Origin of the sequence: Halomonas urmiana (assembly GCF_005780185.1) — a bacterium.
Lineage (GTDB): Bacteria > Pseudomonadota > Gammaproteobacteria > Pseudomonadales > Halomonadaceae > Halomonas > Halomonas urmiana.
In genome coordinates this window covers 45,554-60,781 of record NZ_VBUI01000021.1, presented here as the reverse complement: position 1 = coordinate 60,781, position 15,228 = coordinate 45,554, and the positions used below count along the sequence as shown (strand labels likewise).

The following is a 15,228-nucleotide window of genomic DNA, read 5'->3' as shown; positions in this document are numbered from 1 at the left end:
GCCAGGACGCCGCCATGACCGACCCCGTGGATCGCTTCGCCGCCCGCCCCCTCGTTGCCCATTATGATGCGCCCCACGCCGGTGACGGGCAAAGCCTGCCGGCCCGGCTGCGCGGCGCCTTTCGCGCGGTGGGCTGTGACCCGGACCGGCTGACCCTCGATGAGATCGCCGGCATCGACCAGCTGCACCTCGGGGGGCGGCAGGCCAGCCGGTCGCTGGCGACCCTGGGCGAGCTGGCGCCCGGCGCTCGGGTGCTTGACGTGGGGTGCGGCACCGGCGGGGCCAGCCGGCTGCTGGCCGCGGAGTTCGGCTGTGATGTGACGGGACTCGACATCACCGCGGCCTTCGTCGAGGTGGCCGCCTGGCTGAGCCGCGCCACCGGGCTCGAGGAGCGCACGCGCTTCCTGTGTGCCGATGCCGCACGGGTGCCGCTGCCGGCTGCCCGCATGGATCTCGTCTGGTGCCAGCATGCGCTGATGAACATGCCCGACGCGGCGGCGGTGCTGGCCGAATGGCGGCGGCTGCTGGTACCGGGCGGCCGGGTACTGCTGCACGAGGTGGTGGCGGGTCAGGACGCCTCGCCGCTCATGCTCCCGGTGCCCTGGGCGCGCGACGCCGCGACCAGCCACCTGCGCGCCCAAGAGGCCCTGGAGGCACTGCTCGTCGAGGGTGGCTTCGCCCCGGTGGCGGTGCAGGACGTCACCGCAGCGGCCCTCGACTGGCGACGCAAGCACAGCCGCCGGGAGGTCGGCGTGGCACCGCCGGGGGCTTCACGCTCGGTGCCCGCCCTGCCGGGACCGTCGCTGATCTTCGGCGAGGCCTTCGCGCAGATGGGGTGCAACCTGCGCGACAACCTGGCCGCCGATCGAGTGCGCATCCTCGAGGGGGTGTGGCGCAAGGCCTGAGGCCTCGGCCGGGCGAGGGCGATCAGGCCGCGCCGGCCGGCTCGCCGCGGCCAGCGTCGGGGGTCAGCCGGCGATGCGCGCGGCGATGGCGCGGCCGAGGGTCTCGGTGGTGCCGTGGCCGCCCACGTCTGGCGTCAGCACCGTGGGGTCACCCTCGCTGAGCACCGCCTCGAAGGCGTCGACGATGGCCTGTCCGGCATCCTGGTGGCCCAGGTGCTCGAGCATCATGGCGGCCGACCAGATCTGACCGATGGGGTTGGCGATGCCGCGCCCGGCGATGTCCGGGGCGCTGCCGTGCACTGGTTCGAAGAGGCTCGGGAAGGTGCCGTCCGGGTTGATGTTGGCCGAGGGCGCCACGCCGATCGTGCCGGTGCAGGCCGGGCCCAGGTCGGAGAGGATGTCGCCGAACAGGTTGCTGGCCACCACCACGTCGAACCAGTCGGGGTGCATCACGAAGTTGGCCGTCAGGATGTCGATGTGGAACTGGTCCACCGAGACCTCGGGGTAGTGCACGCCCATGGCCTTCACGCGCTCGTCCCACCAGGGCATGGTGATGGCGATGCCGTTGGACTTGGTGGCCGAGGTGAGTTTCCGGCGCGGGCGGGTCTGGGCGAGGTCGAAGGCGTACTTCAGCACCCGGTCGACGCCGGTGCGGGTCATCACGGTCTCCTGGATCACCACCTCGCGATCGGTACCCTCGAACATCTTGCCGCCGACGCTGGAATACTCGCCCTCGGTATTCTCGCGAACCACGTAGAAGTCGATATCGCCGGGTTTGCGATCTGCCAGCGGGCTCTTCACGCCGGGCAGCAGCTTGCAGGGGCGCAGGTTGACGTACTGGTCGAAGCGTCGACGGAACTGCAGCAGCGAGCCCCACAGGGAGATGTGGTCGGGGACCGTCTCCGGCCAGCCCACGGCACCGTAGAAGATGGCATCGGCGTCCTTGAGCTGCTCGAACCAGTCGTCGGGCAGCATCTGGCCATGCGCGGCGTAATAGTCGCAGCTGGCGAAGTCGAAGTGCTCGAGGGCGAGGTCGATGCCGAAGCGCCTGGCGGCGGCCTCGAGGGCGCGCAGCCCCTCGGGCATCACCTCCTTGCCGATGCCGTCGCCGGGAATGACGGCGATGCGATGGGTCATGGTATTCCTCCTGCGGGTGCATGGGTCGTGCCTGCGAGTCTAGTCCTGCACGGAGGAAAGATAATCGCGGTATCCTTCAACGTATTGTTGAATGAGAGTGGAGAGTCGCATGTCGCCCCTCGATGACCTGGCCTTCTTCCGGCGCCTGGCCCATGCCGGCAGCCTCACGGCCACGGCCCGGGAGCTCGGGCTCTCGCTGTCGGCGGTAAGCAAGCGCCTCAAGCAGCTGGAGGCGCGGCTGGGCGTGGAGCTCGCCAGCCGCACCACCCGCCGCCTGGCCCTGACCGCCGAGGGGGAGCGCTACCTCGCCCGCGGGGGGATGATCCTCGAGGAGCTCAGCGAGCTCGAGGAGTCCCTCGGCGAGCATCGCGCCGAGCTCTCCGGTCCGCTGCGGGTCAATGCCACCTTCGGCTTCGGCCGCCGCCACGTGGCCCCGCTGCTCTCGGCCTTCTGCCGTGAGCATCCCGGCATCGAGGCGACGCTGGAGCTCTCCGGCTTCCCGCTGAGCCTCGGCGACCAGGCCTTCGACATCGGCATCCGGGTGGGTGAGCCGCCGGACTCCCGCCTGGTGGCCCGGCGGATCCTCGCCAACCGGCGGGTGCTCTGCGCCGCGCCCGCGCGGGCGGCGACCCTGCCGCCCCTGCGCACACCGGCCGACCTGGCCTTGCTGCCCTGTCTGCTGCTGCGCGAGAACGACAGCGACTTCGCCGTCTGGCGCTTCCAGCGGCGCGACGCCCCCGCGGTGGAGCAGGCGGTGAAGGTGGGCGGGGCGCCGGCCAGCAACGACGGGGAGACGATCATGCGGTTCGCCCTGGACGGCCACGGCATCGCCCTGCGTTCCTGGTGGGACGTGCACGAGCCTCTCCGGCAGGGGCGACTGGTCGAGCTGCTGCCCGACTGGCAGGGCGTTCGCGCCGACTTCCATGCGGTCTACCGACAGCGCCGTCACGTTCCCACTCGCCTACGGTCCTTCGTCGCCTATCTTGAACAGGAGATGGCCAGTCGCGTGCCACCCCGGCAGAATGACGCCACTGCGATCCGTGGAGAGACGTCCCCGTGAATGTGCTGATGTTCACCAACACCTACCTGCCCATCGTCGGCGGGGTCAGCGAGTCGGTTCAGCGGCTCAAGCGCCAGCTGCAGGTCGCCGGCCACCGGGTGCTGGTGGTGGCGCCGCGCCTGGAGGGGCAGCCTGCCGAGGAGGGCGACGTGGTGCGGGTGGCGGCCATGCAGCACTTCAACGGCAGCGACTTCTCGCTGCCGGTGCCGATCCCTGGCCAGCTCCACGAGGCGATCGAGGCCTTCGAGCCGGACATCGTCCATGCCCATCACCCCTTCCTGCTGGGCGATACTGCCGCCCGGGCGGCCGAGACCTACGGCCTGCCGCTGATCTTCACCCACCACACCCTCTACGAGCACTACACCCACTACGTGCCCGGCGACTCGCCGCGCATGCAACGCTTCGCGGTGGCCCTGGCTACCCAGTACACCTGGCTGTGCGACGAGGTGATCGCGCCCAGCGAGAGCATCCGCGGCCTGCTGCTGCGACGGGAGGCCAATCCCGCCATCAGCGTGGTGCCGAGCGGCGTGGACACCGCGCGCTTCGCCCTCGGCGATGGCCGGGAGTGGCGCGCTCGCCTGGGCATTCCCGACGGGGCCTACGTGATCGGCCACCTAGGCCGGCTGGCGCTGGAGAAGAACCTGGCGTTCCTGACCGAGGCGGTAGCCGCGGCGCTGGTCGCTCGGCCCGAGGCCCACTTCCTGGTGGTGGGCGAGGGCGAGGCCCGAGGCGATATCCAGACAGTGGCCGAGGCGCAGGGCGTGGCGGACCGGCTGCACTTCACCGGCCGCCTCCAGGGGCAGCCCCTGATCGATGCCTACCATGCCATGGACGTCTTCGCCTTCGCCTCCCATAGCGAGACCCAGGGCATGGTGGTGGCCGAGGCCATGGCGGCCGGCTTGCCGGTGGTGGCCGTCGCCGCCCCGGGGGTGCGCGAGGTGGTGGTCGAGGGCCGCAACGGGCGGCTGATCCCGGGGGACGACCTCGATCTCATGGCCGAGGCGCTCGCCGCGCTGGCCGTTCATGAGGCGCGGGCGCCGCTGGCCGAGGCGGCCCTGGAGACGGCCGATGGCTATGACGAGGCGCGCTGCGCCGCGCGCTGCCTGGCCGTCTATCGCCACGCCGTCGCCCGGGGCGGGCCCTTCACCCACGCCGACGAGGGGGGCTGGGAGCGGATCCGCCATCGGCTGGGCGCCGAGTGGCAGATACTGCGCCATCGCGGCCGCCTGCTGCGCCACCTGGTGCAGGAGGAGTGGGAGCAGGAGCGTCCCGCCTGGTGGCCCGGCCACCGCGAGGAGGACGAGACCGAAGCGCCGCGGGAGTAGCGCGCTTCAGCGGGCGCGACGGCGCCGCTCCGACCAGCGCTTCAGCCCGACCAGCAGGGCCACCCCGACCAGCAGGCCGCCGATCGCCCAGTAAAGCTCGCCGCGGCTCTCGGCGGTGGCCAGCTGGCCCAGCTGGCTGCCCAGCAGGGTGACGCCGGCGAGCCCCGGGGCGATGCCCAGCAGCGAGCCGATCATGTAGTCGCGAAAGCGCAGGCGGAAGGCGCCGGCCATCATGTTGGTCAGGGTGAAGGGGGCCAGCGGCAGCAGGTTGACCAGCGTCATGGTGCGGATGCCGCGCCCCGAAAGGTAGCGCGAGAGGCCCTTGAGGCGCCGGCCGCCGTGGCGCATCAGCGCCTCGCGGCCCAGCCGGCGCCCGACCCACCAGGTCAGTATTGATGCGGTCAGGGTGCCGGCCAGGGCGTAGGCAAATCCCCACCAGGGCCCGAACATCAGGCCGGTCAGCGCCACCAGCAGGCTGAGCGGGAACATCACCAGCGAGGCACCGGCGTAGATCGCCATCACCACCGCGACCGCCCAGGGGGCGTCGCGCCAGGCCACCGCTCCCGTCACCAGCGTCATCAGGGTCTCCACCGTCAGCAGGTCGCGCATGGCGAGCCACTGCCAGAGCAGGCCCAGGGCCAGGAGGGCGGCCAGCAGGCCGGTGACGAGGACGAGGCGGTGGCTCATGTCGCGCGTATCCATGGGGCAGGAGGCCCCAAGCATACGTCAGCGGGCGCGGCGGCCAAAGCGGCGGCGTGCCGCCGCACCCCTCCCGGCGCCGTCTCAGCCCCGGCGCGCCAGCACCCGCAGGCGGGACTCGCACATGTCGAGGTCGAGGTAGGTGCCCTGCAGGTGGCGCCGGCCGGTGCTCGGGTCGAAGGCGCGGCGGCCGTGCAGCACCCGGCGGTTGTCGAAGGCGACCATCTCGCCCGGGGCCAGGGAGAACTCGAGTCGGTTCCGGGGATCCTGTGCCAGCGCCCAGAACGCGCGGTAGGCGTCGTACCAGGCATCGATCTCTTCGAGGGGGAGGCGCAGGGTGTCGCGGATCCAGTTGTTGAGTCGCACCTCGATGACCTGGCCCTGCTCGTCGAGGGACAGCAGCGGCGCGGTCCACACCAAGTCATGCTCTTCATCCTGGAAGCGGAAGTCGATCTCGGTCTCGCTGAGCCGACGGAACGCTTCCGGGTTCTGGCGACGCAGGGCCTCGGCGGCGGCGAAGCCGTCGAAGAAGGTGGATTCGCCACCCTCGGCGTCGTTCTCCAGGCAGTAGAGCAGCTGGATATCCGGCGGGTTGCGCCAGTTGGGCAGGTCGGTGTGCAGCGCCAGGCCAATGGCCGTGTAGGCGGCATTGTTCGGGTTGGGCTTGGACTTCACGTCGAAGCGGGCACCGAAGTTGGTGGCGCGCAGCGGCCCGATGCGGCCCGCCAGGCGGCGGACTTCCTCGTCGGCCAGCGGACCGTTCTCGAGCAGCACCAGGCCATCGCGCAGCAGGGCGGTGAGCCAGGCACGCTCACCTGCGGTGCCGGCCATGAAGTCGGCGTGAGCGACGCGGGTCGGGCGGTAGTCCTGGGCCCAGGGGCGGCGAGACGGCACGGCATCGTCGCGCGTCTGGCCCGGGCGGCGCTGATGCAGCCAGACGGCATCGAAGCGGCTGACGTGGCCATCGGCCCAGGTCAGGATGAGGTTGCCGTCCTCGAGGCGCATGGCCGGTGCTTGTTCCGGCACTTCCAGGGCCATGTAGAGGCGTTCCCGGGTCATCGGGTGGCGGCACTCGGCGCAGGCGCAGTGGTCGCGCAGCCAGGTCAGCGGAAACCGGGCCTGGTTGCCGTTGCTCCAGCGCAGGGCCAGCTGTCGTCCGGCATCCGTGGCCTCGATGAGCGGCGGCCCTTCGGTGTGCGGGGACAGTTCGCCCATGGGCTGCACGGTGCGTGCGTCGGTGATCGGCGTATCGGTCATGATCGGCTCCTCCCTTAAGAATGCGCTCATGGTGAAGACTGGTCGGGGTACCGACAAACGATTAATCTGGCCCCTATGACCCTATTCAGCTTATGCCAAGCTTATTCATGAGCCGCCTTCCTCCCCTGCCGTGGCTGCAGGCCTTCGAGACGGCGGCACGCACCCTGAGCTTCACCGCCGCCGGTCAGGAGCTCGGCGTGACCCAGGCGGCGATCAGCCAGCGCGTGCGCCTGCTCGAGGATCGCCTGGGCCAGAAGCTCTTCGTGCGTCATCCGCGCAGCCTCGGCTTGACCCCGGCGGGGCAGGCCTGGCTGCCGTGCCTGCAAGACGCCTTCACGCGCCTGGTCGAGGGGACCGATGAGGTCTTCGGTGGCGCCTCTGAGGCGCCGGTGACGCTGCGCACCACTCCGGTGATTCAGCAGAATTGGCTGGCGCTCCGACTGCCGGCTTTCCAGCGCGACTGCCCCGATATTGCCCTGCGGCTGGTGAGCGCCCTGTGGCCGGACGACTTCGGTCCCGAAGGCGCGGATATCGAGATTCGCTATGGCCGCGGCGACTGGCCGGGGATGGAGGCGGTCTCGCTGGGAGACGATGCCATGCTGCCGGTCTGCGCGCCCTCGCTCGCTCAGGCGATCCGCGCGCCGACGGATCTGGCCGGCCACACCCTGCTGCACGCGGTGGGCTTCGCCGCGGGCTGGCCGAGCTGGCTGGAGCGGTTCGGCCCGGCCGGCCTCGAGTCGCGCTGTGCCGCACTCACCTGCGACAGCCAGGTGATGACCCTGGCCCTGGCCGCTCAGGGCGCCGGGGTGGCGCTGACGCACCAACGCCTCGCCGAAGGCCGCGGTGACTTGGTGGCGCCGCTTTCACTGGCGCTGCCCACCGCGGAGCGCTTCTGGCTGGTCAGGCCGACGCGGGGCGAGGCACGCTCCGACACCGTACGGCTGTGGGAGTGGCTGGTGGCAAGCCTCGACGAGGAGGCCGCCTAGGGCCGGCTCTGATGTCGTGTGTCGTGGAGCTCGGCGCTTGCGGTCTCGTTGCCGGCGAGGGTCGTCGGGGCGATATAGAGCGGGGCGGCCTCGCGGTCCCCCCGGCAGGCGCCGAAGGCGCTGCCCGGGATCAGCCACCAGGCCTCGCTGTTCTGCACGCCGAGATCCCGGGCGCGTGTCAGGTCCGCGCAGGCGATCTCGCCATCGCGATGCTGGGGCATCAGCATCCATCGCTCGCCGGGGGCCTCTTGCAGCCAGGCGAAGGCGCGACGGAACTGGTCGTCATCCGGCGTGTGGTAGCCGAACTGCACCATCGGCTGACGGGCCTGGAGCACGAACTCCTCGTCGAAGTCGGGCATGGCCAGCCAGGCCGTCGGGCCGGTCTGGGCCACGATCTCGGCCATCAGATCGCGGGGGGAGCGCGCCGGGTCCATCAGCTGGTACCCCCAGGTCGACCAACTCAGCCAGAACACCGCCAGCCAGCCGGCCAGCGCCAGCAGGCCATGCCGCGGCCGCCCCCAGGCCAGCAGTCCGAAGGCGACGAGCCCGAGTAGGCTCCACCAGGCCCAGGGGACGACCCCGTGATGCTTCGCCAGCCGGGCCAGGGGCGGCAGCCCCAGGGCGCCGAGCACGCCGGCGGCGAGGAACACGATGCCGAACAGGGCCAGCACGCTGGCCCCCAGCCAGTGGAGCCGCGGGCGGCTCAGCAGGCCCGCCAGCATCGGCGCCGAGGCCAGCACCAGCAGCGGCAGGGTCGGCAGCAGGTAGACGCCGCGCTTGCCGGGAGAGAACGAGAAGAAGACGATCACCAGCACCAGGCCGCCGAGCGGCAGCAGGACCCGCGCATCGAGGCGCCGGGCACGATGCCACCAGGCGGGCACCAGCCAGGGCAGGGCCAGCACCAGGGGCAGCCAGGCCCAGGGGATTACCTCGAGGAGGTAGTAGTACCAGGGCTTCACGTGGTGCCAGGCATCGGCGTAGCGCTCGCCGGTCTGCTTGAACAGGATGTTGTCGCGATAGGCCGCCAAGGCGGGGTCGTCGGAGAAGGTGGTGTAGAGAGCCATGGGCACCACCCAGAGCGCGACGACGCCGAGGATCACGGCAATGCCGAGCCCCAGGTCGCGCCACGCCAGGGGCACCGCCTGCCGTCGCCAGGCCAGCAGGGTCCAGAGGGGCAGCATCAGCAGCGGCAGGAAGCCTACTCCCTTGGTAAGGATGCCGAGTCCCATGCCGGCGCAGCCGATGAACCACCAGCGACGGGCGGGCCCCAGCAGGGCATGGCGTAGCAGGCCGTAGGTGCCCAGCATGACGAAGAAGGTGACCAGCATGTCGATCTGGGCGGTGCGCGCCTGCAGCCCGAACTGGAAGCTCGACAGCAGGGCCAGGCCGGCGAGCAGCGCCACCCGGCGGCCGTGCAGCCGGCGAGTCAGGTCCATGACCAGGGCCAGGGTGCCCAGCGCGCCCAGCAAGGAGGGCAGCAGGAAGCCCAGACGCACCGAGCCGCTCAGCTGGATCGAGGCGGCCGTGGCCCACATGAAGATCGGCGGCTTGTCGGGATAGGGCTCGCCGGCCCGGTGGGGAATCCAGAACTGCCCCGTCTTCAGCATCTCCAGGGCGTTCAGGGCGAAGCGCGGCTCGTCGGCGGGCCAGGGATCACGCATGCCCATCCCGACGCTCAGGAACAGCGCGGCCAGTGCCAGCAGCCAGAGCCAGTGCAGCGAGGGCAGGTGATGGAGATAGGCGGGACGATGCATGCAAAGGATCCGGTCGGTGTGGCGGTTTATCACTGGCGGGCCCGGCGCAGCTGGACCTCGCGGCGGATCAGCATCAGGTTGCGCGCGTAGATGAACAGCCCCGCTCCCTGGCCGGCGATGAACACCGGATCACGGCGGTAGAGGGCGTAGGCCAGCAGGGTGACCCCCCCGGCCAGGCTGAAGAACCAGAAGGCCCGGGGCACAATGCTGCGCCGTGCGCGCTCGCTGGCCAGCCACTGGACCAGGAAGCGGGCGGAGAACAGCGCCTGGCCCAGAAAGCCGACGCCCAGCCACAGCCACTCGACCGTCATGTCGTGCGCTCCATCCGCTCGTCTCGGGCCGCGGTGTCCACCGGGGCGAGGGTCTCGAGTGCGGCCGGCAGGCGCGAGCGGCGACGCAGCCACATTACGCCTGCCATGTCGACGAGGCCGGCCCAGAGCCGGTCGTTGAGACCATAGTGGGAGCGGCCGGCGCCCCGGGGTCGATGATTGACCGGCAGCGAGACGCAGCGGCCGCCCTGGGCCTGGACCAGCGCCGGCAGGAAGCGGTGCATGTGGTTGAAGTAGGGCAGGCGCAGGAAGGCCTCGCGCCGCATGACCTTCAGCCCGCAGCCGGTATCCGGGGTCTCGTCCCCCAGCAGCCGGGCGCGCACGCCGTTGGCGACCCGCGAGGAGATACGCTTGAGCCAGTCATCATGACGGCTGGTGCGGTGGCCGGCGACCAGGGTGACGTCGCCCTGGCGGGCCCGTTCGATCAGGCTCGGCAGGTCGGCGGGGTCGTTCTGGCCGTCGCCGTCCAGGGTGGCCAGCCATTCGCCTCGGGCCTCGTATCCGGCCTGCCACACCGAGGTGCTCTGACCGGCGCTCTCGGTGTGGCGCAGGGGGCGAAGCCTGGCATTTTCGGCCGCCCACGCCTCGAGCTTCGCCCAGGTGTCATCCCGGGAGCCGTCGTCCACGACCAGCACCTCATGCTCGATGGTGGCCAGGGCAGTGTCGATTTCATTCAGCAGGCCGGGCAGGTTGCCCGCTTCATCACGGGCGGGAACGATCACGGATACTAGGGGGGAGGTCACGGCGGTTTCTTCTCCACTGACAGGGCTTGCCGATGCAGCACTCTGTCACCCCAGTCTTACCACAGGCTTATGGGAGCAGATGAGAGCCCGCGTCGCGCACCGGGGCTAGCCGGGGCGTAGGGAGCCGGCGTCCGACGGGAGGCGTGCCAGCGGATCCTGATGGAAATAGCGCGATAGCAGGCCATAGAGCGCCGGATAGGCCCGGTGGAGGCGGTCGGGATCGCTGAAGAAGTGCTCGCAGCAGACCGCGAAGCACTCCCCCGGGTGGCTCGCGGCGTAGTCGTCGATGGGCGTCGCCTCGCCCCGGGCGAGGCGCGCCTGGAGATCCTCCCAGACCCCCATGAAGATGCGATACCACTCCCGCGGATCGATCTCTCTGGGCAGCGGCGGAAAGCCGTCGACGTCCAGGGAGTTACCGAGGTCGAGCTTGTGGGCCAGTTCGTGGATCAGCACGTTGAAGCCGTCGAGCCCGCCGCTTGCCATGAGGTCGGGCCAGGCGACCACCACCGGGCCCTGCAGGGAGGTCTCGCCGGCGCGCTCGTCTTCGTACTCGTGGACCACGCCGAACTCGTCCATCTCTTCCACCCGCCGCTGGAAGGCGTCGGGAAGGATCAGGATCTCGTGGACGTTGGCGAAGGCATCAATGTGCTCGCTCTCGCACCAGCCAAGGGTCAGCAGGCAGGCCTGGCCCGCGAGGGCGAGCCGGGCCGGGGCGTCGAAGGTGATCGTCTCGGCAAGCTCCGGGTGCAGGCTCAACCGCTTGGCATGCACGAACTGCCAGGCCCGCTGACCGAGCCGTTCGGCCTGGTCGTCGGGCAGGGCGGCGAGCAACGCCACCCGTTCCCGGGCCTCGGCCCACTCGGCGGCGGGGACGGGGTGGCGTTGCTCGAAGCGCCGGCTCCCCAGGCGCAGCAGCCGGGCGAGCATGGCGTCAGCTCTCCTCCAGGTTGGCGCCGGACTTCCAGGACCAGTCGCGCCAGCGCAGGTCGAACAGGTCCTTTCGTCGGTCCTTGAGGTTGGTCACCGAGCCCTCGGCGCGCACCACGGTGAGCCGGGTCAGGTCGAGGTCCGAGAACATGATCATCTCGGTATTGGGTGTGGTCTCGGAGAGCACGGCGTCGTGGGGGAAGGCGAAGTCCGAGGGCGAGAAGACCGACGACTGGGCGTACTGGATCTCCATGTTCTCGATGGAAGGCACGTTGCCGACGCTGCCGCACAGCACCACGTAGCACTCGTTCTCGATGGCTCGGGCCTGGGCGCAGTGACGCACCCGCAGGTAGCCGTTCTTGGTGTCGGTCCAGAAGGGCACGAAGAGGATGTCCATGTCCTGGTCGGCCAGCAGGCGCGAGAGTTCGGGGAACTCGACGTCGTAGCAGATCAGGATGCCCACGCGGCCGGCGTCGGTGTCGAAGACCTTGAGCTCGTCGCCGCCCTCGATCACCCAGTCGCGGCGCTCCTGGGGGGTGATGTGCAGCTTGGACTGGGCCTCCAGGCTGCCGTCGCGATGGAACAGGTAGCAGACGTTGAAGAGCTGGCCATCCTCGCGCTCTTCGATCATTGAGCCGGCCACGATGTTGATGTTGCAGGAGACCGCCATGCGCGAGAGCTCGGTCTTGAACTGCTCGGTGAAGCCGGCCAGGAAGCGGATGGCGGCCATCTGGTCCTGCTGGGCGGCGCGGTCCTGCAGGCCCATCAGCGGCGCGTTGAAGAGTTCGGGGAAGACGGCGAAGTCGCTCTGGTAGTCGGAGAGCGCGTCGACGAAGTACTCGACCTGCTGCAGCACCGATTCCACCGAGGAGAACTCGCGCATCTGCCACTGCACCGCGCCGACTCGCACCTGGGTCGGGCGATTCTCCAGCACCCGCTCGGCCGGCTCGAAGAGGATGTTGTTCCACTCCAGCAGTGTCGCGAAGCCCTGGGACTTCTCGTCTTCCGGCAGGTACTTGCGCAGCAGGCGCTTGACCTGGAAGTCGTTGGCCAGCTGGAAGGAGAGGATGGGGTCGTGGATCTCCTTGCGGGCCACCTTGTCGAGGTACTCGGCCGGGGAGAGCTCGTGGGCGTGCTGGTGGTAGTGGGGGATGCGCCCGCCGGCCAGGATCGAGCGCAGGTTCATGGAGCGACACAGCTCCTTGCGCGCCTCATACAGCCGCCGCCCCAGGCGATAGCCGCGATAGTCCGGATGGATCAGCACGTCGAGGCCGTACATGGCATCGCCATCCGGATCGTTGAGGATGGTCTCGCGCTTGCCGATCAAGTCGTCGTAGCGGTGCGGGTTGGAGAAGGTGTCGTAGTCGACCAGCACGGTCAGGGCCACGCCGACGATGGTCTCGTCGTCTTCGATGAGGATCTGGCCGTCGGGGAACTCCGCGATCAGCTTGTCGATGGTGGCCTGGGGCCAGGCCCCGCCGATATCGTGATAGACCCGGTCCATCAGAGTCTTGAGCTGCGGGTAGTCGTCCGGGCCGAGGTTGCGCAGGTTGAGGTGCAGGTCGTCGAGGGACATGTGTGCCGGGGCTCCCACCTTAGAAATCGTGCAGTCTACCATGGGGCCGAGTCGTGCATGATGCAACGCCGTGGCGGCGTGCCGACGTCGGGCAAGGGGCAGCACACAAGGCGCGAGTCCCGCCAGCATTCCGCCCAGCGCGGTGAGCGGGTCGGCGGGGCTCCGAGGAGGCCCCGGGCGGCAGGCCCGAGCCGACGCAGAACTGGTTCGGCTCTGCCCCGATCAGGAGGGGGAGCAGGAGGCGTGTAAGCCGTGCAATGAGGCCGGTGAGGAGGAAGGGGCGTCCTGAGTGGCGCCTCGCTTCCGGCGGGAACGGCGAGGTAGTGGCGAGGTAGTGGCGCCTCAGCGCAGCTGGCTGTCCTTGCTGCCGCGCCGGTTGTACCCGGCGGCCGGGCCTTGCCGCTTGTCCCGTTCGGCCTGGCACCCGAGACAGAAGCGCACGCCGCGGATCGCATCGCGGCGCGCCTGGGGGATCGGTTCCCCGCACTCGTCACACTGCTCGGCGCTCTCGCCGTCCGGCAACTGTTGGCGCGAACGTGCCAGGGCATCCTCGACGGTGCTGTCGATCTGCTCCTGGACGGCACCATCTTTCGACCATCCACCTGCCATGAACTCATCCCCGACGCCTGGGGCGTCGATCAGCGCGGACACGCTGTCAGTCTGGACCACGCCCGGGCTGAGTTCCATCTCCTGCCGGCCCAAGGCCCGCATCAAGAAGGCCCCGCCATGGCGGGGCCTTTAGAAGGGCTGGGCGGGCAACGGTCAGCCGAGGACGGCGACCGCGGCCTTGGCCACCTGGACGTCCTGGGGCGGGGTGACGCCGGAGATGCCGACGCTGCCGGCCACCTGACCCTCGACGATCACCGGCACGCCGCCGGCCAGCAGCGCCTGCATCGGCGCGGTGACGAAGGCGGTGCGGCCGTTGTTGATCATGTCCTCGAATACCTGAGTCTCCTTGCGGCCGATGGCGGCGTTGCGCGCCTTCTCGCCGGCCACGTTGGCGCTGAAGGGCGGGGCGCCGTCGAGGCGGCGGAGGCCGAGCAGGTGGCCGCCATCGTCGGCCACGGCAATGGTCACGGCCCAGCCGTTGGCCTCGGCTTCCTTCTGGCCGGCGTCCAGCAGGGCGTTGACGTCATCCAGGGTCATTACGGGCTTGCTCTTCATGGAAGTCTCCTTTTTGGATAATGGCTTCGAGCTTCGAGCTTCGAGCTTCGAGCTTCGAGCTTCGAGCTACGGGCTGCTCGTGGCCCGCAGCTCGTTGCTCGTAGCTGGGGTTAATGCCTCATCGACGATCTCGATCCAGTGGCGCACCGGGGTCCGGTTGGCGCCGGCGAGGTGGGTCTGGCAGCCGATGTTGGCGGTGACGATCACCTCGGGATTGCCGGCTTCGAGGCTATCCAGCTTGTTGTCACGCAGCTGGGTGGCCAGCTCCGGCTGGGTGACGGAGTAGGTGCCGGCTGAGCCGCAGCAGAGGTGGGCGTCCTGGACCGGAGTGAGGGTGAAGCCGAGCCCGCGCAGCACCTGCTCCACGGCGCCGTTGAGCCTCTGGGCGTGCTGCAGGGTGCAGGGGCAGTGGAAGGCGAGTCGCCGGCTCTCCTTCACCTCCAGGGTCGCGAGGTCCTCGTCGCGCAGCACCTCCACGAGATCCTTGGCCAGGGCGCTGACGCGCTCGGCCTTGGCGGCGTAGTCGGGGTCGTCGGCGAGCACCTCGGCGTACTCCTTGACCATCGCCCCGCAGCCACTGGCGGTCTGGACGATGGCCTCAACACCGGCCTCGCCCGTTTTGTCGATATGCGGCCACCAGGCATCGATGTTGGCGCGCATGCGGGCTCGCCCGGCCTCCTGGGCGTTGAGGTGGAAGTCGATGGCGCCGCAGCAGCCGGCCTCCGGCGCCGGGGTCAGGCCGATGCCGAGTCGATCAAGCACCCGGGCGGTGGCGGCGTTGGTGTTGGGCGAGAGTCCGGGCTGCACGCAGCCCTCGAGGATCAGCATCTGTCGCGCGTGGCGCCTGCCCTCGGGGCGCACGCCGGCATCCACCGGCGTCGGGGGCATCTTGTCGGCCAGCGCGCCGGGCACCAGCGGGCGGAAGGTCTGGCCCAGCTTGAGCAGCGCCTGGAAGCGCTTCGGCTCCACGAGTGCCTTGCGCAGCCCGAGGCGCAGGGCACGCTCGGCGGGCCGGCGCGGCACCCGACGCTCGATCTCGGCGCGGCCGATGTCGAGCAGCTTGTGGTACTCCACCCCGGAGGGACAGGTGGTCTCGCAGTTGCGGCAGGTGAGGCAGCGGTCGAGGTGCAGCCGGGTCTCCTCGGTGACCTGGGTGTCGTCTTCCGGGCTCTCGAGCATCTCCTTCATCAGGTAGATGCGTCCGCGGGGGCCGTCGCGCTCGTCGCCCAGCAGCTGGTAGGTGGGGCAGGTGGCGTTGCAGAAGCCGCAGTGCACGCAGGTGCGCAAGACCCGGTCGGCCTCGCGGATATGGGGCTTCTGGAGGTCTTCCTCGGTAAAGTGCGTCTGCATCTCGGCTATTCCCCCT

The 15,228-nt window shown here is 70.0% G+C and carries 15 protein-coding genes; 4 read left to right on the top strand and 11 right to left on the bottom strand.

Features of this window, described 5'->3' with window-relative positions; all coding sequences use genetic code 11:
- Positions 1-14: 14 nt before the first annotated feature.
- Positions 15-905: a class I SAM-dependent methyltransferase gene (locus tag FEI13_RS13805; RefSeq protein WP_138182102.1), complete on the top strand. Its 891-nt coding sequence runs from the start codon at positions 15-17 to the stop codon at positions 903-905.
- A 63-nt stretch (positions 906-968) separates the two neighbouring features.
- Here the strand turns inward: FEI13_RS13805 and FEI13_RS13800 are convergent, their stop codons facing one another.
- On the bottom strand, positions 969-2,042 hold the full coding sequence (locus FEI13_RS13800; protein WP_138182101.1) for a tartrate dehydrogenase: 1,074 nt from the start codon (positions 2,040-2,042) through the stop codon (positions 969-971).
- A 109-nt stretch (positions 2,043-2,151) separates the two neighbouring features.
- Here FEI13_RS13800 and FEI13_RS13795 point away from each other — a divergent pair, with 109 nt between their 5' ends.
- Both FEI13_RS13795 and FEI13_RS13790 read left to right on the top strand, forming a co-directional pair.
- Entirely contained in the window at positions 2,152-3,102 is a 951-nt protein-coding gene (locus FEI13_RS13795) for a LysR family transcriptional regulator (RefSeq protein WP_138182100.1), read from the top strand.
- Positions 3,099-4,427, top strand: a complete 1,329-nt coding sequence (locus tag FEI13_RS13790; RefSeq protein WP_138182099.1) for a glycosyltransferase — start codon at positions 3,099-3,101, stop codon at positions 4,425-4,427. Before FEI13_RS13795 ends, FEI13_RS13790 begins: the two co-directional genes overlap by 4 nt.
- 6 nt (positions 4,428-4,433) lie before the next feature.
- Here FEI13_RS13790 and FEI13_RS13785 read toward each other — a convergent pair whose 3' ends face one another.
- Together FEI13_RS13785 and FEI13_RS13780 are read right to left on the bottom strand one after the other, a co-directional pair.
- Positions 4,434-5,114, bottom strand: coding sequence for a TVP38/TMEM64 family protein (locus FEI13_RS13785; protein ID WP_138182098.1), 681 nt, complete (start codon positions 5,112-5,114; stop codon positions 4,434-4,436).
- 96 nt (positions 5,115-5,210) lie between these two features.
- A complete protein-coding gene (locus tag FEI13_RS13780; protein ID WP_138182097.1) occupies positions 5,211-6,383 on the bottom strand; it encodes a TauD/TfdA family dioxygenase in 1,173 nt (390 codons plus the stop codon).
- Between the two features lie 107 nt (positions 6,384-6,490).
- On the opposite strand from FEI13_RS13780, the gene FEI13_RS13775 reads away from it, so the two are divergent.
- Positions 6,491-7,369 carry a LysR substrate-binding domain-containing protein gene (locus FEI13_RS13775; protein WP_138182096.1) on the top strand — a complete coding sequence of 293 codons (879 nt, stop codon included), beginning with the start codon at positions 6,491-6,493 and terminating at the stop codon, positions 7,367-7,369.
- Here the strand turns inward: FEI13_RS13775 and FEI13_RS13770 are convergent.
- From FEI13_RS13770 to glcF, 8 genes are all read right to left on the bottom strand, one after another.
- Entirely contained in the window at positions 7,366-9,123 is a 1,758-nt protein-coding gene (locus FEI13_RS13770; RefSeq protein ID WP_138182095.1) for an ArnT family glycosyltransferase, read from the bottom strand. The genes FEI13_RS13775 and FEI13_RS13770 overlap by 4 nt on opposite strands.
- Positions 9,124-9,152: 29 nt before the next feature.
- The gene (locus FEI13_RS13765) at positions 9,153-9,434 is read right to left on the bottom strand and encodes a lipid-A-disaccharide synthase N-terminal domain-containing protein (RefSeq protein WP_138182094.1); all 282 of its coding nucleotides are present in this window, start codon (positions 9,432-9,434) and stop codon (positions 9,153-9,155) included.
- Positions 9,431-10,195 carry a glycosyltransferase family 2 protein gene (locus FEI13_RS13760; RefSeq protein ID WP_138182093.1) on the bottom strand — a complete coding sequence of 255 codons (765 nt, stop codon included), beginning with the start codon at positions 10,193-10,195 and terminating at the stop codon, positions 9,431-9,433. The genes FEI13_RS13765 and FEI13_RS13760 overlap by 4 nt, the downstream gene beginning before the upstream one ends.
- 105 nt (positions 10,196-10,300) lie before the next feature.
- Positions 10,301-11,122 (bottom strand): M90 family metallopeptidase, encoded by an 822-nt coding sequence (locus FEI13_RS13755; protein WP_138182092.1) that lies wholly within the window; start codon positions 11,120-11,122, stop codon positions 10,301-10,303.
- A 4-nt stretch (positions 11,123-11,126) separates the two neighbouring features.
- Positions 11,127-12,698 carry a bifunctional GNAT family N-acetyltransferase/carbon-nitrogen hydrolase family protein gene (locus FEI13_RS13750; protein WP_138182091.1) on the bottom strand — a complete coding sequence of 524 codons (1,572 nt, stop codon included), beginning with the start codon at positions 12,696-12,698 and terminating at the stop codon, positions 11,127-11,129.
- A 342-nt stretch (positions 12,699-13,040) separates the two neighbouring features.
- On the bottom strand, positions 13,041-13,307 hold the full coding sequence (locus FEI13_RS13745; RefSeq protein WP_138182090.1) for a DksA/TraR family C4-type zinc finger protein: 267 nt from the start codon (positions 13,305-13,307) through the stop codon (positions 13,041-13,043).
- A 153-nt stretch (positions 13,308-13,460) separates the two neighbouring features.
- Positions 13,461-13,862 (bottom strand): heme-binding protein, encoded by a 402-nt coding sequence (locus FEI13_RS13740; protein ID WP_138182089.1) that lies wholly within the window; start codon positions 13,860-13,862, stop codon positions 13,461-13,463.
- Between the two features lie 66 nt (positions 13,863-13,928).
- Positions 13,929-15,212 (bottom strand): glycolate oxidase subunit GlcF, encoded by a 1,284-nt coding sequence (glcF, locus tag FEI13_RS13735; RefSeq protein WP_138182088.1) that lies wholly within the window; start codon positions 15,210-15,212, stop codon positions 13,929-13,931.
- Positions 15,213-15,228: the final 16 nt, after the last annotated feature.

Bases quoted from the DNA above. Each gene is read 5' to 3' on its own strand.
- FEI13_RS13805 (WP_138182102.1), top strand. From the start codon at position 15: ATGACCGACCCCGTGGATCGCTTCGCCGCCCGCCCCCTCGTTGCCCAT.
- FEI13_RS13800 (WP_138182101.1), bottom strand. From the start codon at position 2,042: ATGACCCATCGCATCGCCGTCATTCCCGGCGACGGCATCGGCAAGGAG.
- FEI13_RS13795 (WP_138182100.1), top strand. From the start codon at position 2,152: ATGTCGCCCCTCGATGACCTGGCCTTCTTCCGGCGCCTGGCCCATGCC.
- FEI13_RS13785 (WP_138182098.1), bottom strand. From the start codon at position 5,114: ATGAGCCACCGCCTCGTCCTCGTCACCGGCCTGCTGGCCGCCCTCCTG.
- FEI13_RS13780 (WP_138182097.1), bottom strand. From the start codon at position 6,383: ATGACCGATACGCCGATCACCGACGCACGCACCGTGCAGCCCATGGGC.
- FEI13_RS13775 (WP_138182096.1), top strand. From the start codon at position 6,491: ATGAGCCGCCTTCCTCCCCTGCCGTGGCTGCAGGCCTTCGAGACGGCG.
- FEI13_RS13770 (WP_138182095.1), bottom strand. From the start codon at position 9,123: ATGCATCGTCCCGCCTATCTCCATCACCTGCCCTCGCTGCACTGGCTC.
- FEI13_RS13765 (WP_138182094.1), bottom strand. From the start codon at position 9,434: ATGACGGTCGAGTGGCTGTGGCTGGGCGTCGGCTTTCTGGGCCAGGCG.
- FEI13_RS13755 (WP_138182092.1), bottom strand. From the start codon at position 11,122: ATGCTCGCCCGGCTGCTGCGCCTGGGGAGCCGGCGCTTCGAGCAACGC.
- FEI13_RS13750 (WP_138182091.1), bottom strand. From the start codon at position 12,698: ATGTCCCTCGACGACCTGCACCTCAACCTGCGCAACCTCGGCCCGGAC.
- FEI13_RS13745 (WP_138182090.1), bottom strand. From the start codon at position 13,307: ATGGCAGGTGGATGGTCGAAAGATGGTGCCGTCCAGGAGCAGATCGAC.
- FEI13_RS13740 (WP_138182089.1), bottom strand. From the start codon at position 13,862: ATGAAGAGCAAGCCCGTAATGACCCTGGATGACGTCAACGCCCTGCTG.
- glcF (WP_138182088.1), bottom strand. From the start codon at position 15,212: ATGCAGACGCACTTTACCGAGGAAGACCTCCAGAAGCCCCATATCCGC.